Source organism: Dietzia sp. HMSC21D01, assembly GCF_001815995.1.
Classification (GTDB): domain Bacteria; phylum Actinomycetota; class Actinomycetes; order Mycobacteriales; family Mycobacteriaceae; genus Dietzia; species Dietzia cinnamea.
The window spans coordinates 1-25,407 of sequence record NZ_KV823882.1 but is presented as its reverse complement, the minus strand read 5'-3'; the positions used below and the strand labels follow the sequence as shown (position 1 = coordinate 25,407).

Annotated in this window: 24 protein-coding genes; 21 read left to right on the top strand and 3 right to left on the bottom strand. The window is 71.0% G+C overall.

The genetic code is table 11. The features are described 5' to 3' along the window. Together HMPREF3086_RS07470 and HMPREF3086_RS07465 are read right to left on the bottom strand one after the other, a co-directional pair. Nucleotides 1-743 (bottom strand): DoxX family membrane protein (locus tag HMPREF3086_RS07470; RefSeq protein WP_070721065.1); only part of this gene is annotated, 743 nt, incomplete at its 3' end. A 109-nt stretch (nucleotides 744-852) separates the two neighbouring features. Next, on the bottom strand, nucleotides 853-1,554 hold the full coding sequence (locus HMPREF3086_RS07465; RefSeq protein WP_070721058.1) for an MBL fold metallo-hydrolase: 702 nt from the start codon (nucleotides 1,552-1,554) through the stop codon (nucleotides 853-855). A 149-nt stretch (nucleotides 1,555-1,703) separates the two neighbouring features. On the opposite strand from HMPREF3086_RS07465, the gene uvrA reads away from it, so the two are divergent. After that, nucleotides 1,704-4,772 carry an excinuclease ABC subunit UvrA gene (uvrA, locus tag HMPREF3086_RS07460; RefSeq protein WP_061228768.1) on the top strand — a complete coding sequence of 1,023 codons (3,069 nt, stop codon included), beginning with the start codon at nucleotides 1,704-1,706 and terminating at the stop codon, nucleotides 4,770-4,772. A gap of 80 nt (nucleotides 4,773-4,852) precedes the next feature. Here uvrA and HMPREF3086_RS07455 read toward each other — a convergent pair whose 3' ends face one another. Next, nucleotides 4,853-5,251 (bottom strand): DUF1844 domain-containing protein, encoded by a 399-nt coding sequence (locus HMPREF3086_RS07455; RefSeq protein WP_061228767.1) that lies wholly within the window; start codon nucleotides 5,249-5,251, stop codon nucleotides 4,853-4,855. Nucleotides 5,252-5,583: 332 nt separating this feature from the next. Between HMPREF3086_RS07455 and infC the strand changes: the two genes are divergently transcribed. The 20 genes from infC to tyrS all read left to right on the top strand — a co-directional run bounded on the left by infC (nucleotide 5,584) and on the right by tyrS (nucleotide 25,161). After that, nucleotides 5,584-6,195 (top strand): translation initiation factor IF-3, encoded by a 612-nt coding sequence (infC, locus tag HMPREF3086_RS07450; RefSeq protein WP_100086307.1) that lies wholly within the window; start codon nucleotides 5,584-5,586, stop codon nucleotides 6,193-6,195. A gap of 94 nt (nucleotides 6,196-6,289) precedes the next feature. Beyond that, entirely contained in the window at nucleotides 6,290-6,484 is a 195-nt protein-coding gene (gene rpmI / locus HMPREF3086_RS07445) for a 50S ribosomal protein L35 (protein WP_007630819.1), read from the top strand. Between the two features lie 69 nt (nucleotides 6,485-6,553). Continuing rightward, a complete protein-coding gene (gene rplT / locus HMPREF3086_RS07440) occupies nucleotides 6,554-6,934 on the top strand; it encodes a 50S ribosomal protein L20 (protein ID WP_007630820.1) in 381 nt (126 codons plus the stop codon). Between the two features lie 10 nt (nucleotides 6,935-6,944). After that, nucleotides 6,945-7,817, top strand: coding sequence for a TrmH family RNA methyltransferase (locus HMPREF3086_RS07435; protein ID WP_061228766.1), 873 nt, complete (start codon nucleotides 6,945-6,947; stop codon nucleotides 7,815-7,817). After that, complete coding sequence (locus HMPREF3086_RS07430; RefSeq protein ID WP_070721055.1) at nucleotides 7,814-9,475, top strand: ABC-F family ATP-binding cassette domain-containing protein; 1,662 nt, start codon at nucleotides 7,814-7,816, stop codon at nucleotides 9,473-9,475. Before HMPREF3086_RS07435 ends, HMPREF3086_RS07430 begins: the two co-directional genes overlap by 4 nt. 236 nt (nucleotides 9,476-9,711) lie before the next feature. Beyond that, on the top strand, nucleotides 9,712-10,767 hold the full coding sequence (gene pheS / locus HMPREF3086_RS07425) for a phenylalanine--tRNA ligase subunit alpha (RefSeq protein WP_070721052.1): 1,056 nt from the start codon (nucleotides 9,712-9,714) through the stop codon (nucleotides 10,765-10,767). A gap of 43 nt (nucleotides 10,768-10,810) precedes the next feature. Beyond that, the gene (pheT, locus tag HMPREF3086_RS07420; protein ID WP_061228763.1) at nucleotides 10,811-13,300 is read left to right on the top strand and encodes a phenylalanine--tRNA ligase subunit beta; all 2,490 of its coding nucleotides are present in this window, start codon (nucleotides 10,811-10,813) and stop codon (nucleotides 13,298-13,300) included. Continuing rightward, nucleotides 13,293-14,117: a bifunctional hydroxymethylpyrimidine kinase/phosphomethylpyrimidine kinase gene (thiD, locus tag HMPREF3086_RS07415; protein ID WP_232303089.1), complete on the top strand. Its 825-nt coding sequence runs from the start codon at nucleotides 13,293-13,295 to the stop codon at nucleotides 14,115-14,117. The genes pheT and thiD overlap by 8 nt, the downstream gene beginning before the upstream one ends. Before the next feature lie 125 nt (nucleotides 14,118-14,242). Beyond that, the gene (locus tag HMPREF3086_RS07410) at nucleotides 14,243-15,070 is read left to right on the top strand and encodes a DUF2786 domain-containing protein (protein ID WP_239550155.1); all 828 of its coding nucleotides are present in this window, start codon (nucleotides 14,243-14,245) and stop codon (nucleotides 15,068-15,070) included. 45 nt (nucleotides 15,071-15,115) lie between these two features. Next, nucleotides 15,116-16,153 carry an N-acetyl-gamma-glutamyl-phosphate reductase gene (gene argC, locus HMPREF3086_RS07405; protein ID WP_061228804.1) on the top strand — a complete coding sequence of 346 codons (1,038 nt, stop codon included), beginning with the start codon at nucleotides 15,116-15,118 and terminating at the stop codon, nucleotides 16,151-16,153. Next, nucleotides 16,150-16,647: a hypothetical protein gene (locus HMPREF3086_RS07400; protein ID WP_061228761.1), complete on the top strand. Its 498-nt coding sequence runs from the start codon at nucleotides 16,150-16,152 to the stop codon at nucleotides 16,645-16,647. Before argC ends, HMPREF3086_RS07400 begins: the two co-directional genes overlap by 4 nt. 1 nt (nucleotide 16,648) lies before the next feature. Then, nucleotides 16,649-17,584: an acetylglutamate kinase gene (argB, locus tag HMPREF3086_RS07395; RefSeq protein ID WP_061228760.1), complete on the top strand. Its 936-nt coding sequence runs from the start codon at nucleotides 16,649-16,651 to the stop codon at nucleotides 17,582-17,584. Further along, entirely contained in the window at nucleotides 17,581-18,795 is a 1,215-nt protein-coding gene (locus tag HMPREF3086_RS07390; RefSeq protein WP_083324341.1) for an acetylornithine transaminase, read from the top strand. The genes argB and HMPREF3086_RS07390 overlap by 4 nt, the downstream gene beginning before the upstream one ends. After that, complete coding sequence (gene argF / locus HMPREF3086_RS07385; RefSeq protein ID WP_061228759.1) at nucleotides 18,792-19,742, top strand: ornithine carbamoyltransferase; 951 nt, start codon at nucleotides 18,792-18,794, stop codon at nucleotides 19,740-19,742. The genes HMPREF3086_RS07390 and argF overlap by 4 nt, the downstream gene beginning before the upstream one ends. Further along, nucleotides 19,739-20,236: an arginine repressor gene (locus HMPREF3086_RS07380; protein ID WP_106385954.1), complete on the top strand. Its 498-nt coding sequence runs from the start codon at nucleotides 19,739-19,741 to the stop codon at nucleotides 20,234-20,236. The genes argF and HMPREF3086_RS07380 overlap by 4 nt, the downstream gene beginning before the upstream one ends. Before the next feature lie 57 nt (nucleotides 20,237-20,293). Then, nucleotides 20,294-21,493: an argininosuccinate synthase gene (locus HMPREF3086_RS07375; RefSeq protein ID WP_061228757.1), complete on the top strand. Its 1,200-nt coding sequence runs from the start codon at nucleotides 20,294-20,296 to the stop codon at nucleotides 21,491-21,493. After that, nucleotides 21,490-22,947, top strand: a complete 1,458-nt coding sequence (argH, locus tag HMPREF3086_RS07370) for an argininosuccinate lyase (protein ID WP_061228756.1) — start codon at nucleotides 21,490-21,492, stop codon at nucleotides 22,945-22,947. The genes HMPREF3086_RS07375 and argH overlap by 4 nt, the downstream gene beginning before the upstream one ends. Before the next feature lie 5 nt (nucleotides 22,948-22,952). Continuing rightward, nucleotides 22,953-23,174, top strand: a complete 222-nt coding sequence (locus HMPREF3086_RS07365; protein WP_061228755.1) for a Trm112 family protein — start codon at nucleotides 22,953-22,955, stop codon at nucleotides 23,172-23,174. Beyond that, nucleotides 23,171-23,884: a DNA-3-methyladenine glycosylase gene (locus HMPREF3086_RS07360; protein WP_082767695.1), complete on the top strand. Its 714-nt coding sequence runs from the start codon at nucleotides 23,171-23,173 to the stop codon at nucleotides 23,882-23,884. Before HMPREF3086_RS07365 ends, HMPREF3086_RS07360 begins: the two co-directional genes overlap by 4 nt. Before the next feature lie 5 nt (nucleotides 23,885-23,889). After that, nucleotides 23,890-25,161 carry a tyrosine--tRNA ligase gene (tyrS, locus tag HMPREF3086_RS07355; RefSeq protein ID WP_061228802.1) on the top strand — a complete coding sequence of 424 codons (1,272 nt, stop codon included), beginning with the start codon at nucleotides 23,890-23,892 and terminating at the stop codon, nucleotides 25,159-25,161. The last annotated feature ends 246 nt before the right edge of the window (nucleotides 25,162-25,407 follow it).

Below are 25,407 nucleotides of genomic sequence, written 5' to 3'. Positions count from 1 at the left end.
CGCGCGGCGTCGGCGCGCCCACGCAGCCGGCCGGCGACCTCGGGGGCCTTCTCCCGGACGACCCCGGCGACGCCGGTCGCCTGCTCACGGACCTGCTCGGCGACCTCGGGGGCCTTCTCGCGCACCGTCTCGGCCACCTCCGGTGCCTTGTCCCGGATCGTGTCGGCGGCGCCCCGCGCCTGGTCCGCGACGCTGTGGGCGACGCCGGCGATCGCCGCGCCGGCCGCAGCGGATTCGGCCTTCGCTCCGGGCAGCTTGGCGGCGACCGTGTCACCGGCCTTGCGGGCGCGCCACGCGAGGCCGGGCTGACCGGCGGTGTCGACGGAGGCGAGCAGGAGCGCACCGAGGAGCGCGACGTCCGTGGCCAGCCCCGTGGTCTTGCGGCTGCGCGCGGCCGGGTCGGACTCCATCCAGAACGCGTGCCGGCTGATCGCCGAGGGGGCGTGGGCGGCGGTGAGCGCCAGCGCCGACAGGCGGGGGGCCTTGCCCAGCGCGAACAGCGCGCCCGCGCCGATCTTCACCCCGGCGAGCGCCTTGACGAGCGTCTCGGTGTCCTTGGGCACCGGCGGCACCGACGTGGTCACCTTCTCGTTGACGGCCTGCTCACCCTTCTCCACCAGCGGTGCCGCCTTGTTGACGAGCGGCGCGGCATCGGCGACGTGGGCCTGGGGGTTGCGAAGCGTCTCAACGCCGTCGATGACGAACACCGTGGCGAGCATGGGTCGTGCGAGTCGTCGAATCATCGTTCCTCCTGGATAGGTGGGAGTGCGTCACCGAACCTAGTGCGAACTCGCGGCGCGCGCTTCCGGTCGCGGTCGCGGGTCGCCGCTCGACGGGCGGGTCGGCCGACCGTCACCAGCCACGGTCGCGCCACTCGGCCAGGTGGGGACGCTCGGCGCCGATCGTCGTGTCGTCGCCGTGCCCGGGGTGGACCACCACGTCGTCGTCGAGGACGTCGAAGACCCGGGACTCCAGGTCGCCCATCAGGGTGGTGAAGTCCTCGGGGGACCCGGTCTTGCCGGGCCCGCCGGGGAACAACGAATCGCCCGAGAACAGATGTGTCCCCGCGTCGGTCCGCAGGAGCAGGGCGATGCCGTCGGGCGTGTGGCCGCGCAGACCGATCACCTCCAGCCGGAGGTCGCCCACCTCGAGTTCGTCCCCGTGGGAGACGTGTCGATCCGTGGGGACGTCGATGCCCGCGGCGTCACCGGGGGAGGCGATGGTGGTCAGGCCGAGCGCCTCGACCGTCTCCGCGAGGCCGATCCAGTGGTCGGCGTGCAGGTGGGTGGTCAACACGTCCTTGACGCCGGGGGCGCGGTCGCGCAGGTGCTCGACGAGTTGCGCCGCGTCGTTGGCGGCGTCGACGAGCAGAACCGCGCCCGTGTCGGTCGATTCGATGACGTAGACGTTGTTGTCCATCTCGCCGACGGAGATCTTGCTCAGTCGCGCGGGACCCACGGTCCAGCGCTCGCCGGTCAGGCGCCCGGAGAGGCGGCCGGAGTAACCCTCGGTGAGGGTGATGCGGTCGGGTAGGGACTCGGTGGGATTCGACATAACTGCAGGCTACCGGCGTCGGACGCGGCCGGTGGCCGTAAGCGTGTCGTACCACGTTGGTACCTTCGTCTGCGGGAACGGTGGCCATGCCCGGCGTACGGCTTCCGTCACGGATCGGTGGCGGCGCTCCCCAGTCGGAAGGAGAACCCATGGTGGACCGTCTGGTCGTCCGCGGCGCACGGGAGCACAACCTCAAGGGCGTGGACATCGACGTGCCCCGCGACTCGCTGATCGTCTTCACGGGGCTGTCCGGCTCCGGCAAGTCGTCGCTGGCGTTCGACACGATCTTCGCGGAGGGTCAGCGTCGGTACGTCGAGTCGCTGTCCTCCTACGCCCGGATGTTCCTCGGTCAGATGGACAAGCCGGACGTCGACTTCATCGAGGGTCTCTCGCCGGCGGTGTCGATCGACCAGAAGTCGACCAACCGCAACCCCCGGTCGACCGTCGGAACCATCACCGAGGTCCACGACTACCTCCGTCTGCTCTACGCGCGCGCCGGGGTACCACACTGTCCGACGTGTGGCGAGGTGATCTCGCGGCAGACCCCGCAGCAGATCGTCGACCAGATCCTCGAGGGTGAGGAAGGGGCGCGGTTCCAGGTGCTCGCGCCCGTCGTGCGGACGCGAAAGGGGGAGTTCGTCGACCTCTTCGCGCAGCTCGCCGCCGACGGCTACAGCCGTGTGCGAGTGGACGGTGTCCTGCACTCGCTGTCCGAGCCCCCGACGCTGAAGAAGCAGGAGAAGCACGACATCGAGGTGGTGGTCGACCGGTTGGCGACCAAGCCGTCCTCGCGCCAGCGGCTGACCGACTCGGTCGAGACCGCCCTCGGCCTGGCCGACGGCGTGATCGTGATCGAGTACGTGGACCGCGACGAGTCGGATCCCGCCCGCCACCGGCGGTTCTCGGAGCACATGGCGTGCCCCAACGGCCACCCCATCGCGTTGGACGACATGGAGCCGCGCGCGTTCTCGTTCAACAACCCGTACGGCGCCTGCCCGGTGTGTGACGGCCTAGGAGCGCACCTCGAGGTGGACCCCGACCTCGTGGTCCCCGATCCCGAGCGGTCCCTGGCCGACGGTGCGATCGCGCCCTGGTCGGGTGGTCAGAGCGCGGACTACTTCCAGCAGCTCCTCACCGGCCTGGCCAGCGACATGGGCTTCGATCTGCGGACGCCGTGGCAGGACCTGCCCGCGAAGGTGCGCAAGGCCGTGCTGGGAGGAGCCCCGACCAAGGTCCGGGTCCAGTACCGCAACAGGTTCGGACGGACCCGCACCTATGACGCCAAGTTCGAGGGCGTCATGTCGTTCCTCAAGCGACGCCTCGAACAGACCGAGTCCGAATCGCAGAAGGAGCGCTACCAGGGTTACATGCGCGAGGTGCCCTGCCCGGGCTGCGACGGGACCCGCCTCAAGCCGGAGATCCTCGCCGTCACCCTCGCGGGCCCCGGCGGCCAGGAGCGCTCGATCGCGGACATCAGCCGTATGTCGGTCGAGGACTGCGCGGCCTTCCTCGACGGGCTGGAACTGGACTCGCGGCAGGCGATGATCGCCGGCCGCGTCCTCAAGGAGATCCAGGCCCGGATGGGGTTCCTCCTCGACGTGGGCCTGGACTACCTCTCCCTGGACCGCGTCGCCGGCAGTCTGTCCGGTGGTGAGGCCCAGCGCATCCGCCTGGCCACCCAGATCGGGTCGGGCCTGGCGGGAGTGCTCTACGTGCTCGACGAACCGTCGATCGGCCTTCACCAGCGCGACAACCGCCGCCTCATCGACACCCTCGTCCGCCTCCGCGACCTGGGCAACACCCTGCTCGTGGTCGAGCACGACGAGGACACCATCCGGTCCGCGGACTGGATCGTCGACATCGGCCCGCTGGCCGGTGAGCACGGCGGGCGGGTCGTCCACTCGGGCGACTACAAGGGGTTGCTGGCCAACACGGAGTCGCTCACCGGCGACTACCTGGCCGGCCGACGGAAGATCGCAGTGCCCGCCAAGCGACGCGAGCCGAGCCCCGACAGGCGGCTCCACGTCCGGGGCGCCCGGGAGAACAATCTCAAGAACGTCGACGTCGTGTTCCCCGCCGGCGTGCTGTGCGCTGTCACCGGGGTGTCGGGGTCCGGTAAGTCCACCCTTGTCAACGACATCCTGGCGACGACGCTCGCCAACCAGCTCAACCGCGCGCGGCAGGTCCCCGGCCGGCACTCCCGGATCGACGGGGTCGAGGACTTCGACAAGCTCGTCCAGGTGGACCAGTCGCCGATCGGCCGGACCCCGCGCTCCAACCCGGCCACCTACACCGGCGTCTTCGACAAGATCCGCACCCTGTTCGCGGCGACCACCGAGGCCAAGGTGCGTGGCTACAAGCAGGGCCGGTTCTCGTTCAACGTCAAGGGCGGGCGCTGCGAGGCCTGTCAGGGCGACGGCACGCTCAAGATCGAGATGAACTTCCTGCCGGACGTCTACGTGCCGTGCGAGGTGTGCCACGGCGCGCGGTACAACCGCGAGACGCTCGAGGTGCACTACAAGGGCAAGACCATTGCCGAGGTGCTCGACATGCCCATCGAGGAGGCCTGCGAGTTCTTCGAGCCCATCACCTCGATCCACCGCTACCTCAAGACGCTCACCGAGGTCGGGCTCGGCTACGTCCGACTCGGCCAGCCCGCGCCCACCCTCTCGGGCGGCGAGGCCCAACGCGTGAAGCTCGCAGCGGAGCTGCAGAAGCGTTCCAGCGGACGGACGGTGTACATCCTCGACGAGCCCACCACCGGTCTGCACTTCGAGGACATCACCAAGCTCCTGCTGGTGATCCAGGGTCTGGTGGACAAGGGCAACACCGTCATCGTCATCGAGCACAATCTCGACGTCATCAAGAGCGCCGACTGGGTCATCGACATGGGACCGGAGGGCGGTGCCGGCGGCGGGACCGTGGTCGCCGAGGGGACCCCCGAGCAGGTCGCCACCGTCCCGGAGAGCCACACGGGACGGTTCCTCGCGGAGGTCCTGCCCGCAGCGGATACCTCGACGGGGCAGGGGACCGACGGAACGAGCGCGGGAGAGAAGCCCTCCGCCTCGACCGCGACGAACGGGGCGCGCAAGGCCGGTGTGGCGAAGGCCGGTTCGACACAGACCGGAGAGAAGAGTTCGGGTACGAAGAAGCCCGCCCCGACCGCGGCCAAGAAGACCGCCGCCAAGGCGGCTCGCAGGGCGCGCGCGCTGCGCTGATCACCCGCCTCCGGGCGCGTGGTGCGTGCCCGATGCGAGCGGTCGGCGCCGTGCGGGCGCCGACCGCGGTGGGGGAGAGGTCAGTAGACCGGGCCGGTGAACTTCTCGCCGGGGCCCTCGCCGGGCTCGTCGGGGTACGCGCTGGCCTCGCGGAACGCCCGCTGCAGGCCCTGCAGCCCGTCACGCACGACGCGTGCCTGGGGCCCGAGATGCTCGGCCGAGCCGGTCACCAGGCCCGCGAGAGCGGTGATGAGCTTGCGGGACTCGTCGAGGTCGAGGCGCGGGCTCGAGGCCGGGTCATCGTCGGACAGCCCCAGCTTCTCGGCCGCGGCACTCATGAGGACGACGATGGAACGGAAGATGATCTCCTGCGCGGAGACGTCCGCCAGATCGACGATCTCGACCTCGCGAGCGTCGAGGTGATCCCCGAGCAGGTTCTCGGTGGCCTGGTCGGCGGATGAAGGATGGTCGGTGCTCATGCCGTTTACTGTCCCACGGACCGCCCGGAGCCGTGTGTACCGACACCGGTTTGGGGGCAACGGCCGGAACTGGTAGAGTTCATCACCGACTGTGGGAGCCCGCTACGACGCGGGTTCCGTCGTCCAAGAGGAGCCCGATCTCCCACCATCCGACGCCGCGAGGCAGTTTGATGGTCACCACCCCGGCGAGGGGTACCGCGAGTGATCGCGGACGTGTTCTCGTCGACGGGTGAGGAGTGAGAGGCCCCCGGTAGACATGCCGTGGGGCCTTCTCGGCTTCGCCGGCCACGGCCGGCGAGCGTGGGGCCCCTCGAGGGCGGTTGTGCGGCCACGTGAGTGGTCGCGGACGCCAGCACCGTAACTACCGAGGAGGGCCCATCAGCGCCGAAGCACGTATCAACGAACGAATCCGTGTCCCCGAAGTCCGACTCGTCGGCCCCGGGGGCGAGCAGGTGGGGATCGTTCGCGTCGAGGATGCACTTCGTCTGGCCCTGGAGGCCGATCTGGACCTCGTTGAGGTCGCGCCCAACGCACGCCCGCCGGTGTGCAAGATCATGGACTACGGCAAGTTCAAGTACGAGGCGGCGCAGAAAGAGCGCGAGTCGCGGAAGAACCAGCAGCAGACCGTCGTCAAGGAGCAGAAGCTCCGGCCGAAGATCGACACACATGACTACGAGACCAAGAAGGGGAACGTCGTCCGTTTCCTCGAGAAGGGCTCGAAGGTCAAGGTCACCATCATGTTCCGTGGCCGTGAGCAGTCCCGGCCCGAGCTCGGGTTCCGGCTGCTGCAGCGCCTGGCCGACGACATCACCGAGTACGGATACGTGGAGACCAGCGCCAAGCAGGACGGCCGCAACATGACCATGGTCGTGGCCCCCCACCGCGGCGCCAAGACCCGCGCCAAGGCGCAGGACTCGAAGGTCACCGACCCCGCGTCCGAGTAGGCCCTCCGCGCCGACAAGACCACGGACGCACGCCGTCCGCACACCCGAGGCCCCACCGGGCATTCCGGGCCGAACCATGTGAGGAAGACCGATCATGCCGAAGATGAAGACCCACAAGGGCACTGCCAAGCGCTTCCGGAAGACCGGAACCGGCAAGCTGGTCCGCCAGCAGGCCAACCGCCGCCACATCATGGAGAAGAAGCCCACCAAGCGCACCCGTCGCCTCGACGGCCGCACGGACGTCGCCCCGGCCGACGTGCCCCGCATCAAGCGGCTCCTCGGGCTCTGAGCCCCTCCTACCTTCAGTAATTCACGGTCGCCCCGTAGGCGACCGACCCAGACCAGTGAGGATTGACCAGTGGCACGCGTGAAGAGGGCAGTCAACGCCCAGAAGAAGCGTCGGACCGTACTCGAGTCCACCAAGGGCTACCGTGGGCAGCGTTCACGGCTGTACCGCAAGGCCAAGGAGCAGATGCTCCACTCGATGACCTACAGCTACCGCGATCGTCGCGCGCGCAAGGGCGACTTCCGGAAGCTGTGGATCTCGCGGATCAACGCCGCGGCCCGCGCCAACGACATGACCTACAACCGCTTCGTCCAGGGCCTCAAGCTCGCCGGCGTTGAGGTGGACCGTAAGGTGCTCGCCGACCTCGCCGTCACCGACCCGGCCGCCTTCACGGCGCTGGTCGAGGTCGCACGCAAGGCTCTGCCGGCCGACGTCAACGCACCGGCTGCCTGACACTCGCGACTTGACGAACACTCCGCCCGACCAGGGCACGGGGCGACCCGCGGATCCGTTCACCGAACGGACCCCGCGGGTCGTTTCCGCATCCAAGCTCCACCGCTCGGCTGCCCGGCGCAAGGCCGGCCGCTTCCTCGCCGAGGGCGCCAACTCGGTCGAGGCCGCGCTCGCCACCGGCTCCGCCGTCGAACTCTTCTGTACCGAGGCGGCGCTCGACCGGTTCGGCGGCCTGATCGACGCCGGTCGCTCCGCCGGCGTCCCGGTGTCCGTGGTGACCGACCGCGCCATCCGCGGGCTGTCCGATACCGTCACGCCGACCGGGATCGTCGCTGTCTGCCGCTCCGTCACGCGAACCGCCGCCGACGCCACCACGCGCGCCGCGGTGACGAACGACGGGCCGGACATGGTCGCCTCGCCGCGCCTCGTCGCGGTCGGTCAGGGACTGGCCGAGCCGGGCAACGTCGGTACCCTCATCCGTGTCGCGGACGCGCTCGGCGCCGACGCCGTGTGGCTCACCGAGGGAGCGGTCGACCCGGAGAACCCCAAGGCCGTCCGTTCCTCGGCCGGGAGTGTCTTCCACCTCCCCGTGGTACGCGGCATCGCCGAGGACGACCTCGTCGGTCGCGCCCACCGGGCGGGTCTGCAAGTCGCCGTCGCGGACGCCGGCGGAGAGGTCGACATCGAACGCGCCGACGATGTGCTCGCCGCTCCCACCGCGTGGATCTTCGGCAACGAGGCCCACGGCGTGCCGACTGACCTCGCCGTCGCCGCCGACCTGCGGGTTCGCATCCCCATCCGCGGTCGCGCCGAGAGCCTGAACATCGTCACTGCGGCGTCCATCTGCCTGCACACCAGCTCCCGGCTGCAGGCGGGAGCGTGAGCGCCACGCTCACCGTCCGCGGAGTCGGCGCCACCCGGGGAGCGCGCACGCTGTTCGATGGGCTCGACCTCGTCGTCGCCCCCGGTGACGTCTGGGGCCTGGCCGGGCCCAACGGCGCCGGTAAGTCCACCCTGCTCCACGCGCTGGCCGGCGACCCTCTCGCGGAGATGACCGGACAGGTCACCGTCAGCCCGCCGGACGCCACGGTCGGCCTCCTCCGCCAGGAGGTGGAGCGGGACGACGACGAGGTGGTGCGCGACTTCCTGCACCGCGTCACCGGCGTCGCGGACGCGCAGGCGCGGATGGACGCGCTCGCGGAGCGGATGGCCGACTCCACCGCCGCCGCCGAGGCCTACGGGGACGCCCTCGAACGCTGGCTCGCGCTCGGCGGCGGCGACCTCGACGACCGGATCCCCGCCACCGCCGCGCGGCTCGGGCTCGACGCCGCCGTGACGGAGCTGCCGATGACCGCGCTGTCGGGAGGGCAGGCCGCGCGCGTCAACCTCTGCGCCGTCCTGCTCAGCCAGTACGACATCCTGCTCCTCGACGAGCCGACCAACGACCTCGACCTCGCGGGACTGGCCGTCCTCGAGGAGTTCATGCGGTCCGAACGCCGCCCCATGGTGGTGGTCAGCCACGATCGCGAGTTCCTGTCCCGATGCGTGACCGGCATCGTCGAACTCGACTCCGCCCAGCGGCAGATCACCGTGTTCGACGGGGGCTACGAGTCCTACCTGACCGAGCGCGCGCTGGCGCGGCAGCGGGCCCGCGACGCCTATGAGGAGTACGCGGGCCGGGTCGACCAGCTCAAAGAGCGCGTGCAGACGCAGAAGACCTGGCTCGACAAAGGCGTGCGCAACACCATGCGCAAGACCGGCGCCAAGGACGTCGAACGGGACAAGCACATCCGCAACCGGGCCGGACAGCGGTCGGAGAAGCAGGCTGCCAAGATCGCCCAGTCCGAGCGGGCGATGGAGCGGCTCGAGGTGGTCGAGGAGCCGCGCAAGGAGTGGGAGCTGCGCATGGAGATCGCCGCCGCACCCCGCTCCGGCGCGGTGGTGGCGGTGCTGACCGACGCGGTGGTCCGGCGCGGGGACTTCGCGCTGGGGCCCGTCACCGTGCAGCTGGGTGCCGGCGACCGGGTCCTCGTCAGCGGGGCCAACGGTGCCGGGAAATCCACCCTGCTGGCGGTGCTCACCGGAGCGTCGTCGCCCGATGCGGGGCGCGCGACGATCGGGTCCGGCGTGGTGCCCGGCCGGGTCGACCAGGCGCGCTCGGAGTTCAGCGGCGGCGACACGCTGCTCGACACGTTCTGTGTGGCCGCCGACCCGGCCGGGCTCGACCCCACCGAGGCGCGAACACTCCTGGCCAAGTTCGGGCTCGGCGGCGAGCACGTCGCGCGGGCCTGCGCCACGCTGTCACCGGGCGAGCGCACCCGCGCGGCGCTGGCGCTGCTCCAGCAGCGCGGGGTGAACCTGCTCGTCCTGGACGAACCCACCAACCACCTCGACCTTCCCGCGATCGAGCAGCTCGAGCAGGCCGTGGACGCCTTCGACGGGACGGTCCTGCTGGTGACCCACGACCGGCGCATGCGGGACACCTTCCGCGCGACCCGCGAGTTCGTGGTGGAGTCGGGGGCCGTCCGGGAGGCCAGGTGACGCAGCCTGCCGGCGGGATCAGCTCGGAGCGCAAGCCGTCAGGATTGTCGCCGCCGCGGTGTGGGATCCGGCGAGGAGATGACGACGACGAGGAGCGCGGTGACCCGGCGCCGGGGCTGAGCCCTCGGACGAGCCGGCCCGGGCGGACCCGGGGGCGCTACGGGGATCGACTACCCTCGGAACCCGTGGTGTGTCGGTTGCGAGAGGCCGACGTGACGGGGAGGACGAGGGCACTGGTGAGCGAAGACACAGGCGCGGGCGAGGTCCGGATCGACGAGGAGTCACTGACCGGCTACGCCGCCGACGCCGAGGCCGCGTTCGCGGGAGCCTCCGACCTCGACGCGTTGGCCGCCGCCAAGACGGCGCATCTGGGCGACCGCAGTCCGGTCGCCCTGGCGCGGCGGGGCCTGGGCGCGCTGCGCAAGGAGCAGAAGGCGTCGGCCGGCAAGGCGGTCAACGTGGCCCGCGGGCGCGTGCAGCAGGCATATGACAGGCGCCTGGCCGAACTGCAGGCCGAGCGCGACGCCGCCGTCCTCGTGGCCGAGACGCTCGACCTGACGGTCCCGTCCGGACGCGCCCCGGTGGGAGCCCAGCATCCCATCACGATCATCACCGAGGAGGTCACGGACGTGTTCGTGGCGATGGGCTGGGAGATCACCGAGGGGCCCGAGGTCGAGGCGGAGCACTACAACTTCGACGCGCTGAACTTCTTGCCCGATCATCCGGCGCGCACGCTGCAGGACACCTTCCACGTCGCGCCCGAGGGCAGCCGCCAGGTGCTGCGCACGCACACCTCCCCGGTGCAGATCCGCACGATGCTCGACCGCGAGCCGCCGATCTACGTGGCATGCCCGGGCCGGACCTTCCGTACCGACGAGCTCGACGCCACCCACACCCCGGTCTTCCACCAGGTGGAGGGTCTGGCGATAGACAAGGGGCTGACGATGGCCCACCTGCGTGGCGCGCTCGACGCGTTCGCGCGCGCCCTGTTCGGTCCGGGGACCCGGACGCGCATGCGGCCCAACTACTTCCCGTTCACCGAACCCTCCGCCGAGGTGGACGTGTGGTTCCCCCGCAAGAAGGGCGGCGCCGGGTGGGTCGAGTGGGGCGGCTGCGGCATGGTCCACCCGAACGTCCTCACGGCCTGCGGGATCGACCCCGAGGAGTACTCGGGCTTCGCGTTCGGTACGGGCCTGGAGCGCACCCTGCAGTTCCGGAACGGCCTGTCGGACATGCGCGACATGGTCGAGGGCGACGTCCGCTTCTCCCTGCCCTTCGGCATCCGCGCCTGACGCGCCGCACCCCTCCCACCACACTGAGACGAAGGACCCCACAGTGCGAATTGCGCAGTCCTGGTTGACCGAGATCCTGCAGCGGGCCAACGACGGCTGGTCCGTGACGCCCGCCGAGCTCGACGCCGGGTTCGTTCGCGTCGGCCTCGAGGTGGAGGGCGAGCCGGAGCAGCTCCCCGAGATCACCGGCCCGCTCACGATCGGCCGGGTCGCGAGTATCGAGGAGCTCGAGGGCTTCAAGAAGCCCATCCGCTTCTGTCTGGTCGACGTGGGCGGTGACGAGCCGCAGCAGATCGTGTGCGGCGCCCGCAACTTCGCGGAAGGCGACCTGGTCGTCGTCGCCCTACCGGGCACCGTCCTGCCGGGCGGGTTCGAGATCGGCAAGCGCAAGACCTACGGCAAGCCGAGTGAGGGCATGATCTGTTCGGCCTCCGAGCTGGGGATCGGCTCCGACCACAGCGGGATCATCGTCCTCGCCGAGGGCACCGCCGAGCCCGGGGACCCCGCCGGCCCGGTGTTGGCCGCGGGCGCCGGCGAGCGGGACACCGTGATCGAACTCAACGTGACGCCGGATCGGGGCTACTGCCTGTCTGCCCGCGGCCTGGCCCGCGAGCTGGCGTGCGGGTTCGACCTGGATTTCGCCGACCCGGCGGTCGAGCTCGGGCTGCCGTCGGAGAAGGAGGCCTGGCCGCTCGAGGTGACCGCCGAGTCCGGTGCCCGGCGGTTCGCCCTGCGTCGCGTGACGGGCGTGGACCCGGCCGCGCGCACCCCGTGGTGGATGGCCCGCCGCCTGTTGCTCTCGGGCGTGCGTCCGATCTCCCCGGCCGTAGACGTCACCAACTACGTCATGCTCGAACTCGGTCACCCGATGCACGCGTTCGACGCCGCCCGCGTGCAGGGCGGTCTCGTTGTGCGTCGTGCGCGGGCGGGGGAGACCCTGGTGACGCTCGACGACGTCACGCGCACCCTCGACCCCGAGGACGTCGTCATCTGCGACGAGACCGGCCCCATCTCGATGGCCGGCGTCATGGGCGGTGCCTCCACCGAGGTCTCGGACACGACGACCGACGTCCTGTTGGAGGCCGCGGTGTGGGACACGCTCGCGGTGTTCCGGACGATCCGCCGTCACAAGCTGCCGAGTGAGGCCGGCAAGCGCTACGAGCGCGGGGTCGACGCGGCGGCCTCGATCGCCGCCCTGGACCGCGCGGCCACCCTGCTCGCCGAGATCACCGGCGGCACGGTCGAGGACTCGCTCACGGACGTGGGGTCCGCCCCGGTCATGCCGACGATCGCGTTCGACCCGGACCGCCCCTCGCGCGTGGCCGGCGTCGGGTACCCGGCCGGGACCGCCCGGAGGCGCCTGGAGCAGATCGGCTGCGCCGTCGCCGGTGACGACGCAGTGCTGCTGGAGGTCACGCCGCCGACCTGGCGTCCCGACCTCGCGCTGCCGGCCGACCTCGTGGAGGAGGTGCTGCGCCTGGAGGGGCTGGAGAACATCCCGTCGGTGCTGCCCACCGCCCCGGCGGGCCGGGGCCTGACCGCCGAGCAGCGTGGGCGACGCGCCGTCGGTCACGCCCTCGCCGCGGCCGGGCACGTGGAGGTGCTGACGTCCCCGTTCTGTGATCCGTCGGTGTTCGACGACATGGGACTGGGTGACGACGACGAGCGCCGCAACACGATGTCCGTGGTCAACCCCCTCGAGAGCGACAAGTCGCACCTCGCGACCACGCTGCTGCCCTCATTGGTCGAGATCGCCCGCCGCAACATCACCCGGGGGACTCGCGACCTCGCGCTGTTCTCGGTCGCGCAGGTGTCGTTCCGTACGCCCACAACCGCGCCGGTGGAGATGCTGCCGGTCGACCGCGAGCCCACCCCGGAGGAGCGCGAGCGGCTGAGCGCCTCGCTGCCCGAGCAGCCGCTGCACGTCGCTGCGTTGTACACCGGCAAGCGCGAGCCGGCCGGGCACTTCGGCCCGGGCCGGGAGGCCGACGCCCTCGACGCGGTGGAGGCGGCGAGGATCGTCGGTCGTACGCTCGGTGCCGAGGTGCGTGTCCGGGCGGCGGAGTGCGCGCCCTGGCACCCGGGCCGCTGTGTGGAGGTGCTCGTCGACTCGGTCGTCGTCGGGCACGCCGGCGAACTGCACCCGGCGGCGTGCGAGCGACTCGGAGTGCCGGCCCGGACCTGCGCCGTGGAACTCGACCTCACCGCGATCGGTGTCCGTGAGGTCCTGCCGGCCCCGACGATCTCGGCGTACCCGGCGGTGAACCAGGACGTCGCTCTCGTGGTGGACGCCTCGGTGCCAGCCGCGGACGTCGAGTCCGCGCTGCGCTCGGGGGGCGGGGAGCTGCTCGAGAGCGTGCGCCTGTTCGACGTCTACACCGGCGCCCAGCTCGGCGAGGGCCGCAAGTCCCTGGCGTATGCGCTGACGTTCCGCGCCGCCGACCGCACGCTCACCGAGGACGAGGCGAGCACCTGGCGCAGCGCGGCCGTCGAGGCCGCGGAGAAGGCCGTGGGGGCGGTTCTGCGTGGCTGACAGGGTCCGGGCACCGAGGGTGCTGTGCATCGCGGGCACCGACCCGTCCGGCGGCGCGGGTCTGCTCGCGGACGTCAAGGCGGTCGCCGCGATGGGCGGGTACGGGATGGGCGCCGTCACCGCGGTCACCGTCCAGAACACCGTCGGCGTCACCGGGGTGCACGCCGTGCCGCCCGAGACTGTCATCGCCCAGCTCGACGCCGTGGCCGAGGACGTGGTGATCGACGCCGTCAAGATCGGCATGCTCGGTGAGGCGGGCCTCGTCGAGGCGGTCGGGGACTGGCTTCGTCGTCGTCGTCCTCCGCACGTCGTCCTCGACCCGGTCATGGTCGCCACCACCGGTGGCCAGCTGGCCAGTGACGACGCCGCGCACAGGCTCCGTGACCTGGTACCCCTCGCGGACCTTGTCACGCCGAACGTCCCCGAGCTCGCCGTCCTGTGCGGCGAGACGAGCGCCACGGACATCGAGACCATCGTCGGTCAGGCCGAACTCGTTCACGAGCAGACCGGCTGCGCGGTGCTCGCCACCACCGGCGACCTCGAGGACGGCAGCGCCGAGGACGTCCTCGTCGAGACCGAGGGCGGCAGGCGGACCACGCTCCGCCTGCCGTTCGTGCGGGTCGACACCCCGCACACGCACGGCACCGGATGCTCGTTGTCCTCGGCCCTGGCCACCGCCCGTGTCGGCGTGCCGGACTGGGAGGCGGCCTACCGCCGCGTCCGGCCGTGGATGGACGGGGCGCTGCACGGTGGGCTCGCACTCGAGGTGGGCCGCGGATCCGGGCCGCTCGACCACACCTGGTTCCTGCACCGCTGAGCGTCTCCGGGGGTCGCCCCGGACGTCGGGCACGGTTGCTCCGGCCGAGGCGCGGCCGCCGTCGGTGTCGTACACGTGTGCGAGCATCCGTCCCGACTGACAGCCGAGACGACCAGGAGCAGACCATGAACGCCTCTCACGCCACCTCCTCGCATGACGACCAGCGCCACGGGAGCGACCGCGACCGGCGCGGAGCGGACGACCGCGACCCGCATGGTGCGGGCCCGCGCGGCCGCGACGACGCCCCGCCACCCGAGAAGGCGCTGGACCGGGTGCGCAAGCTCTTCGCCAAGGCCGAGAGCGTGGCCGGCACGCCGGAGGCGGACGTGCTCCTCGAGCGCGCCTACGCACTTCTCGCCAAGTACGGCGTCGACGAGGCGCTGGCGCGCACGGGTCCCGACACCACCGCGGCGGAGGTGACCGTGCTCGACCACGTGGTCTCGGGCAGCTATCAGCCCGACCAGGTGGGCCTCGTCGCCGCACTCGCGTCGGCGATGCACTGCCGGGCCGTCACCGCCGTGCGCGGGGACAACACGCGCGTCGTCCATATCGTCGGGGTCCGTCGGCACGTCGAGCGGGTGGGCATGCTGGCCGGCGCGTTGACCGGGGTGATGCTCGCCGCGGCGGCCCGCCAGCGCCCGGCGCCCGGCGTCTCCGCCGTCACCCATCGCAAGTCGTTCATGACCGGGTTCGCCTTCGAGGTCGGCCGGCGGCTGGAAGCCGCGGAGCAGGGCGCCGTCGCCGAGAGCCGGGACGCGGCCGGGGCGGGGATCGTCCTCCGGTCGGACGCCCAGCGGGCGGACGCGGAGCTGCGCCGCCGGTTCCCGACCGCGGTGCGCGGCACCCGCCGACGGGTCGGTATGTCCGGAATAGAGGAGGGGCGACGGGTGGGCGGCTCGGTGGACCTGGGGCAGCGGCGGTTCGCGGGGGGACGGCGACAGCTGGGGGCCTGACCCCCGCACGTGCAAAAGGTTGCAACGTCGTGCATACTCATGCGCATGGCAATCAAGGTAGCGGTCGCAGGTGCTTCGGGATACGCGGGAGGGGAGTTCCTCCGCCTCCTCCTGGGGCATCCGGCCTACGTGTCGGGTGAGCTCGAGCTGGGCACCCTGTCCGCCGGGTCGAACGCCGGACAGACGCTGGGTGAGCATCACCCGCACCTGCTGCCGCTCGCCGACCGTGTCCTGGCGGAGACCGACGCGCAGTCCCTCGCGGGCCACGACGTGGTGGTGCTCGGCCTGCCCCACGGGCACTCCGCGGCGATCGCCGAGCAGCTGGGGCCGGACGTCCTCGTCGTCGACCTCGGCGCGGACTTCCGGCTCTCCAGCGCCGAGGACTGGACGGGCTACTACGGTTCCGAGCACGCCGGGTCGTGGCCGTACGGACTCCCCGAGCTGCCGGGGGCGCGCGAGGCGCTGCGGACCACCCGCCGTGTCGCCGTGCCCGGGTGCTTTCCCACCGGGGCGACGCTCGCGCTGTTCCCGGCCGTCGCGGCGAAGCTGATCGACGCCTCGGCCATCACGATCGTCTCCGTCACCGGCGCGTCCGGCGCCGGCAAATCCGCCAAGGTCCCGATGCTGGCCTCGGAGGTCATGGGCTCGGTCAAGGCGTACGGCGTCACCACCCACCGGCACACCCCGGAGATCCTCCAGAACCTCCGGTCGGTCACCGACGAGCAGGTGTCGTTGAGCTTCACGCCGGTCCTCGCCCCCATGGCACGCGGCATCCTCACCACCGCCGTGGCCCCCACCACGGCGAGCGCCGCCGAGCTGCGCGCGGTCTATGCGGAGGCGTTCGGCGCCGAGCCGTTCGTCCACGTCCTGCCCGCCGGCGTGCAGCCCATGACCGCCTCCGTTCTCGGTTCCAACGCCGTGCAGTTGGGCATCGAGGTGGACGAGCGCGCGGGCCGCGCGGTGTTCACCGCCGCGATCGACAACCTGGCCAAGGGCACCGCCGGCGGGGCGATCCAGTCGATGAACCTCGCGCTCGGCCTGCCCGAGACCGACGGGCTCAGCACGGTCGGTCTCGCCCCGTGACCGACGCCGGACCGGTCGGTGCGGACGGCGCCGTCCCGGGCGAGGACCTCCACGGTCTCGTCCGCCGGAGGTACATCGACGATCCCGGGAGCGTGTCCTGGTGGGCGCCCGCCGGCACCGCGGCCCGGCTCGACATCGCCGCGCCGGGCGTGTCCGAGGCCGCGCTGGCCGGCGAACTCCAGTGGAGCGCCCGCTGCGCACAGGTCCCCGCCACCCGCGGCGTGGTGTTGATCGGAGATGCCGGCGCCGGGGACACGGCCGCCGACTTCACCGCCGCGCACCTCGTCGCCGAGAGCGTCGCCGAGTCGCTGGCCGCGGCGTCCGGGACGCAGGTCGGCCCGATCGAGGTCCTCGTCTTCCGGCCGGACACCGAGCACTCGCCGCTGCCCGAGCCGGCGCCCACGGCCGACGGCGTGGAGTTCCGGTTCCGACACCGCGGCGGCGCCGACGTCCATCTCACCCTGACCATCCCCGACCAGCCCGGAGAGGCCTGACATGACCACAGCGATGAACGACGGGTCCACCGAACTGACGCCGTTCGTCCGCGCGCACGTTCTCGCCGAGGCGCTGCCGTGGCTGCAGAAGTTCCACGACAAGATCGTCGTGGTGAAGTACGGCGGCAACGCCATGATCGACGACGAGCTCAAAAAGGCCTTCGCCGCCGACATGGTCTTCCTGCGCACCTGCGGGCTCAAGCCCGTCGTGGTCCACGGCGGGGGCCCGCAGATCACGTCGATGCTCGCGCGGCTCGGGATGGAGGGGGAGTTCCGCGGCGGGTTCCGGGTCACCACCCCCGAGGTGATGGACGTGGTGCGGATGGTGCTGTTCGGGCAGGTCGGGCGTGAACTCGTCGGCCTGATCAACGCGCACGGTCCGTACGCGGTCGGCATCTCCGGCGAGGACGCCGGCCTGTTCACCGCCGTCCGGCGTACCGCGATGGTCGACGGTCGGCCCACCGACATCGGGCTCGTCGGCGACGTCGAATCCGTCGACCCGCGCGCGGTGCTCGACCTGATAGAGGCCGGACGGATCCCCGTGGTCTCGACCATCGCCCCCGATGCCGACGGGACCGTCCACAACATCAACGCCGACTCCGCCGCGGGTGCGCTCGCCTCGGCCCTGGAGGCGGAGAAGCTCGTCGTCCTCACCGACGTCGAGGGGCTGTACACGGACTGGCCCGATCGTTCCTCGCTGGTGACCCATCTGGGCACCCGGCCCCTGGAGCGCCTGCTCCCGTCACTGGAGAGCGGAATGGTCCCCAAGATGGAGGCCTGCCTGCGCGCCGTGCAGGGCGGCGTGCGCGCCGCCCACGTCATCGACGGCCGTGTCGAGCACTCCGTGCTGCTGGAGATCCTCACCGAGGGCGGCATCGGGACGATGGTGACCGAGGGCGATCACGAGACCCGGATACCGGCAGGAGACAACGCGTGAGCGAGAAGACCATTCCCACCCTCACCTCGAGGTGGGACACCGCCCTGATGCGCAACTACGGCCCCCCGCCGCTCGCACTGGTCTCGGGACGCGGTGTCACCGTCGTCGGTGCCGACGGCCGCGAGTACACCGACCTCCTCGGCGGTATCGCGGTCAACTCGCTCGGCCACGCGCATCCCGCGATCGTCGACGCGGTCGGCCGGCAGGTCGCCGAGCTGGGGCACGTGTCGAACCTGTACGTGCACCCGACGGTCGTCGAGCTCGCGGAGCGGCTCGAGGCCCTGCTGGCGGTGGACGAGCCGGTGCGGGCGTTCTTCTGCAACTCGGGCGCCGAGGCCAACGAGGCCGCGTTCAAGATCGCCCGTCGCACCGGGCGTTCACGGATCCTCGCCGCCGAGAACGGCTTCCACGGTCGGACCATGGGCGCGCTGGCGATGACCGGTCAGCCCGCCAAACGCGAACCGTTCGAGCCGATGCCGGCCGGTGTCGAGTTCTATCCGTACGGCGACATCGACGCCCTCACCGCACTGGTGGAGAAGCCCCCCGCTGACACCGCCGCCGTGATCCTCGAGCCGCTGCAGGGCGAGGGCGGCGTCGTCGAACCGCCGGAGGGCTTCCTCGCCGACGTCCGCGCGTTGTGCACGGAGCACGGCGTCCTCATGATCGTCGACGAGGTCCAGACCGGGATCGCCCGGACCGGCGCGATGTTCGCCTCCCGCAAGGCGGGGGTGGTGCCCGACGTGATCACCCTCGCCAAGGGGCTCGGCGGCGGGCTGCCGATCGGGGCGTGCCTCGGGATCGGCTCGGCCGGTGAGCTGCTCACCGCAGGCCAGCACGGGACGACCTTCGGAGGTAATCCGGTCTCGTGCGCCGCCGCGCTCGCCGTGCTCGACACGATCGAGTCCGACGACCTCGTGGCGCACGTCGACCGGCTCGGCAAGGTCATCGCCGCGGAGATCGAGTGCCTCGACCATCCGCTGATCGACCACGTGCGGGGACGGGGGCTGCTGCTCGGCATGGTGCTCACCGCCCCGGTGGCCAAGTCCGTGGAGGAGGCCGCGCGGAGGGCCGGCTATCTCGTAGGGGCCACGACCGCCGACGTCGTCCGGCTCGCCCCGCCGCTCATCCTCACCGAGGGGCAGGCGGCGGAGTTCGTCTCCGCCCTGCCCGCGATCCTCGACGCCGCGTCCCAGAAGGAGTCCTCGTCATGACCGGTTCGCCCGTGGCCTCCCGCTCGGTGCGCCACTTCCTGCGCGACGACGACCTGAGCCCCGACGAGCAGTCCGCCGTCCTGGACCTGGCGTTGGAACTCAAAGCCGAGCCGTTCTCCGCGCGCCCGCTGGAGGGCCCACGCTCCGTCGCCGTCATCTTCGACAAGACGTCGACACGGACCCGATTCTCCTTCGACGCCGGAATCGCGCAACTGGGCGGCAACCCGATCGTCGTCGAGTCCGGTTCGACTCAGATGGGCAAGGGAGAGACGCTCGAGGACACCGCGAAGGTGATGTCCCGTTACGTCGAGGCGATCGTGTGGCGGACGTACTCCCAGGACGGGCTCGTCGAACTCGCCGGGCACTCGGACGTCCCGGTCGTCAACGCGCTGAGTGATGAGTTCCACCCCTGCCAGATCCTCGCGGACCTCCTCACGATCCGGGAGAACTTCGGCCGCACGGCCGGCCTGCGAGCCGTGTATCTCGGCGACGGGGCCAACAACATGGGGCACTCCTACCTGCTCGGCTTCGCCACGGCCGGAATCCACATCATCATCGCCGCTCCGGACGGATACCAGCCCTCCGGACAGGTGGTGGCCGACGCCGAGCGGATCGCGGAGGCCACGGGCGGATCGGTCGGCATCACCACCGACGTCGCCTCGGCCGTCGAGGGGGCCGACGTGCTCATCACCGACACCTGGGTGTCGATGGGCATGGAGGACTCCGCAGCCGACCGCCTCCGGGACCTGGCCGGTTACCGGCTCGGACAGGAGGCGGTGGACCGGGCCTCCGACGACGTGATCGTCCTGCACTGCCTGCCCGCGTACCGGGGCAAGGAGATCTCCGCCGAGGTCATCGACGGGCCCCGCAGCAGGGTGTTCGACGAGGCGGAGAACCGTCTCCACGCCCAGAAGGCCCTGCTCGTCTGGCTCCTGGAGCGGGCGTGACCGCGGTCGGCGCCGTGAGTAGGACGGTGCGGCACGCCCGCATCACCGACATCCTTCGGCGCCGTCCGGTGCGCAGCCAGACCGAACTGGCCGAGGCGCTGGCGGAGGAGGGGATCGCCGTAGCGGTGGCGACCCTGAGTAGGGACCTGGACGAGCTCGGCGCCGTCAAGCTCCGCGCCGCCGACGGGGGAGCGGGCCGCTACGTCATCCCGGAGGACGGGAGCCATGTCCCGGGAATCCCCGGGGGCACGGACCGACTGGCCAAGATGCTCGGCGAACTGCTCGTGTCCGCCGACCACAGCGGCAACATGGCGGTCCTGCGCACGCCGCCGGGGGCCGCCAACTTCCTCGCCAGCGCGCTCGACCGCGCCAACCTGGATGACGTCGTCGGGACGATCGCCGGGGATGACACCATATTCGTGATGGCCCGCGAACCCGTCGCCGGAGCGGAACTCGCGGACCGGCTCGCCGCGCTGGCCCGACGCCAGCTCTGACCCCGCGACCCGCACACCCAGACCCACTGACCCACAGCACACACCAAGGAGAACACCATGTCCGATCGCGTCGTCCTCGCCTACTCCGGCGGACTCGATACCTCCGTCGCCATCAGCTGGATCGGCAAGGAGACCGGTGCCGAGGTCGTCGCCGTCGCCATCGATCTCGGCCAGGGTGGCGAGGACATGGACGTGGTGCGCCAGCGCGCCCTGGACTGCGGCGCCGTCGAGTCGATCGTCGTGGACGCCCGCGACGAGTTCGCCGAGGAGTACTGCGCCCCCACCATCAAGGCCAATGGTCTCTACATGCGGCAGTACCCGCTCGTGTCGGCGATCTCCCGCCCGCTCATCGTCAAGCACCTGGTGACAGCGGCGAAGATGCACGGCGGCACCTCCGTCGCGCACGGCTGCACGGGCAAGGGCAACGACCAGGTCCGCTTCGAGGTCGGTTTCGGTGCCCTCGCCCCTGACCTCGACGTCATCGCGCCGGTACGCGACTACGCGTGGACCCGCGAGAAGGCGATCGAGTTCGCCGAGAAGAACGAGATCCCGATCAACGTCACCAAAAAGTCGCCGTTCTCGATCGACCAGAACGTCTGGGGCCGCGCGGTGGAGACGGGTTTCCTCGAGGACCTGTGGAACGCCCCCACCAAGGACGTCTACGACTACACCGAGGATCCGACGATCAACTTCGCCGCCCCTGACGAGGTCACCGTGACCTTCTCCGAAGGCGTGCCGGTCGCGATCGACGGCCGTAAGGTCAGTGTGCTCGAGGCGATCGAGGAGCTCAACCGTCGCGGCGGCGCGCAGGGCGTGGGGCGTCTCGACATGGTCGAGGACCGGTTGGTGGGCATCAAGAGCCGCGAGGTGTACGAGGCTCCGGGCGCGATGATTCTCATCACCGCCCACAAGGCCCTCGAGGACGTCACGCTCGAGCGCGAGCTCGCCCGCTACAAGTCCGGCGTCTCGGACGAGTGGTCGAACGCGGTCTACGACGGCCTGTGGTTCTCGCCCCTGAAGTACGCGCTGGACGCCTTCATCGACAACACCCAGCAGCACGTCTCGGGCGACATCCGGATGGTCCTGCACGGCGGGTCGATCACCGTCAACGGCCGCCGGTCCGACTCCTCGCTGTACGACTTCAACCTCGCGACCTACGACGAGGGTGATTCGTTCGACCAGAGCTACGCCAAGGGCTTCGTCAACCTACACGGCCTGAGCTCCAAGATCGCCGCCAAGCGGGACCTCGGCCTGTGAGTGCCGAGCAGAACGGCGGCGGGCGGACGACCGGGGAAGACCGGCACGGGACCAATACCGGCGCGCTGTGGGGCGGCCGGTTCGCCGGCGGCCCGGCGGAGGCCATGGCCGCACTGAGCAAGTCCACCCACTTCGACTGGGAGCTGGCCCCGTATGACATCCGGGCGTCCAAGGCGCACGCCCGGGTGCTGCACCGGGCGGGCCTGCTCACCGGGCCGGACCTGGACTCGATGCTCGACGGGCTGGATCGGCTCGCCGCTGACGTCGACTCCGGCGCGTTCGTCCCGGCCGAGTCGGACGAGGACGTTCACGGGTCTCTCGAACGCGGGCTCATCGACAGGGTCGGCCCCGAGGTCGGTGGGCGGCTGCGGGCCGGCCGCTCGCGCAACGACCAGGTCGCCACGCTCTTCCGGATGTGGCTCCGCGACGCGGTCCGGGTGGTGGCGACGGGCGTGCTCGACGTGGTCGACGCGCTCGTCGCGCAGGCCGACGCCCACCCGGAGACGGTCATGCCGGGCAAGACCCACTTCCAGGCAGCCCAGCCGGTGTTGCTCTCGCACCAGTTGCTCGCCCACGCGCAGCCGCTGTTGCGCGATCTCGACCGGATCAGAGACCTGGACCGCCGGCTGGCAGTGTCGCCCTACGGGTCGGGCGCACTGGCCGGGTCCTCTCTCGGGCTGGACCCGGACGCGATCGCTGCGGAGCTGGGCTTCGACCGCGCGGCGGACAACTCGATCGACGCCACGAGCTCGAGGGACTTCGCGGCAGAGGCGGCCTACGTGCTCGCGCAGATCGCGGTCGACCTCTCCCGTCTGGCCGAGGAGATCATCGCCTGGTCCACTCCGGAGTTCGGGTACGTCACGCTCGCCGACGAATGGTCGACGGGCAGCTCGATCATGCCGCAGAAGAAGAACCCGGACGTCGCCGAGCTGATGCGAGGGAAGACGGGGCGACTCATCGGCAACCTCACCGGGCTGCTCGCGACCCTCAAGGCGCAGCCGTTGGCCTACAACCGGGACCTACAGGAGGACAAGGAGCCGGTCTTCGACTCCGTGGCGCAACTGGACCTGCTGCTGCCGGCGATGGCAGGGCTCGTCGGCACGCTCGAGTTCCATCCCGAGCGACTCGCCGAGCTCGCGCCGGCCGGTTACACACTGGCGACGGACATCGCGGAGTGGATGGTCCGCCAGGGCGTCCCGTTCCGGGTCGCCCACGAGGCGGCCGGTGAGTGCGTGCGGGTGGCCGAGGGCCGCGGCGTGGGACTGGACGAGTTGGACGACGACGAGTTGGCGGCCGTGGACCCCGCGCTCACGCCCGAGGTCCGCGAGGTCCTCACGGTGTCCGGTTCGGTCGCGTCGAGGAACGCCCGTGGTGGGACCGCGGGTGAGGCCGTGGCGGAGCAACGCCGGCGGTTGGGCGAGGTCCGTGACCAGTTCGCCGCGTGGGTAGGGTGAGAGTCATGTCCGTCATCGACGCACGTCTGCTCGAGATCCTCGCCTGTCCTGAGGACAAGGGCCCCCTCCTCCTGATCGACGGGGAGACGCTGTACAACCCGCGTCTGCGCCGGGCCTACCGGATCGAGGACGGCATCCCCGTCCTGCTGGTCGACGAGTCCCGGCAGGTCGACGACGCCGAGCACGCGGATCTCGTCGCCCGGTCGGGCGGCACGCCCGCGGAGTGAGTCCGCTGGCGGGCGCGCCCCGGGCCGACCGCGACGACACCGGTGGCTACGAGACGGGTGGCGAGCGGTTCCGGGAGTTGCTGCGCGCCTCGTCCCCGGACGAGGCGGCGCGGCTACTTCTCGGCGGGATCCTCACACACGACACGGTCTCGGTGCGCGTCATGGAGGTCGAGGCGTACGGCGGACCCGCCGACTCGGCGTTTCCTGACGCGGCGGCCCACACGTGGCCGGGTCGCACGGCCCGCAACGAGGTGATGTTCGGCGACGCCGGTCACCTGTACGTCTACCTGAGCCACGGGTTGCACCAGTGCGTGAACATCACCTGCCGACCTCGGGGTGAGGGAGGGGGTGTGCTCCTCCGGGCGGCCCGCGTCGTGGGCGGTCACGAGACCGTGGAGACCCGCCGGCCCGGCATCCCGGTGGAACGCACCGCCCGAGGCCCCGGCAACCTCGGACGCACGCTCGGCATCGATCTGTCGATGCGGGGCACCAATGTGTTGGACCCCTCGTCGTCGATCAGGTTCCGACCCGAGCCGGTCCCCGACGACCACATCCGCTCCGGTCCGCGCGTGGGGGTCTCCCGCGAGGCGGACCGGCCCTGGCGGTTCTGGCTCGCCGGCGCGCGGGAGGTCTCCGCCTATCGGCGGAGCCCACGCGCACCGCAGGTCACCCGCCCCGTGGTGGCCGGTCGCACCGATGGGGGACAATGACGGTCGTGACCAACGACATCCTCGATGAACTGCAGTGGCGTGGGCTGATCGCCCAGTCGACCGACCTGGAGGCGCTTCGCGCCCACCTCGACGCGGGGACGGTCTCTCTCTACTGTGGGTTCGACCCGACCGGTCCGAGTCTGCATGCCGGGCACCTCATCCCGTTGCTGACCCTGCGCCGGTTCCAGCTGGCCGGGCACCGGCCCATCGTCCTCGCCGGCGGCGCCACAGGGATGATCGGCGACCCCCGCGAGGTGGGGGAGCGGGTCATGAACACCTCTGACACCGTCGCGGAGTGGACCGAGCGGATCGCCGGCCAGTTGGAATTGTTCGTCGACCTCACCGAGGGACCCACCGGTGCGCGGGTGGTGAACAACATGCAGTGGACCGGGCACATGACGGTCATCGAGTTCCTGCGCGACGTCGGTAAGCACTTCTCGCTCAACACGATGCTCGGGCGCGACACCGTCAAGCGTCGCCTCGAGGGCGAGGGCATCTCGTTCACCGAATTCTCCTACATGCTGCTGCAGGCAAACGACTTCCTGCAGTTGCGCCGCAACATGGGGTGCACACTGCAGCTGGGTGGATCCGACCAGTGGGGGAACATCATCGGCGGTGTCGACCTCAACCGGCGGGTGGACGGCGAGACGGTCCACGCGATGACGGTCCCCCTCGTGACTTCTGCCGACGGGAAGAAGTTCGGCAAGTCCACCGGCGGCGGCAGTCTGTGGCTGGATCCGTCCATGACGAGCCCGTACACCTGGTACCAGTACTTCCTCAACACCGCCGACGCCGACGTCGTGCGCTACCTACGGTGGTTCTCCTTCCTCGAGCGTGAGGAGATCGACGAGCTCGAGGCGTCGACCCGCGACAAGCCCCACCTGCGCGCGGCGCAGAAGCGCCTCGCCGAGGAGATGACGACGCTCGTGCACGGCGTGGCCGCGACGGAATCCGTCCAGGCCGCCGCGCAGGCCCTGTTCGGCCGCGGCGAGCTCGACGGGCTCGACGAGGCGACTCTGGCGGCGGCGCTCGAGGACGCCGGCGCGGTGGAGATCGCCCCGGGCAGCCCTACGACCATCGTCGACCTGCTCGTCGCCTCCGGGCTGAGCGAGAGCAAGGGTGCCGCCCGCCGTGCGGTCGGTGAGGGGGGCGCGTACGTCAACAACGAGCGGGTCTCGGACCCGGAGTGGACGCCGTCCTCCGGTGATCTCCTCCACGGCAAATGGTTGGTCCTGCGGCGTGGCAAGAAGAGCTTCGCGGGCGTCCGCATCAGCTGATCAGCCCCTGCGTACGACGATGGCGTCGGCTCTCGCCGACGCCATCGTTCGTTAGCTGGCTTGACCTGCGGGTTTGCGTTTCCGTTCACACCTGCGTAACTTATTGGACGTCGCCGAGAGCGGCGCGGACCGAGAGGCCCGAGCCGCCCGAGGAGACAGCCTCCGCGAAGCGGGAGGGCCCAGCCGGGTTTGACACGGTGAAGCGGGTCCGCTAAGCTGGAGGAGTTGCCTCGAAAGGGGCGGCGA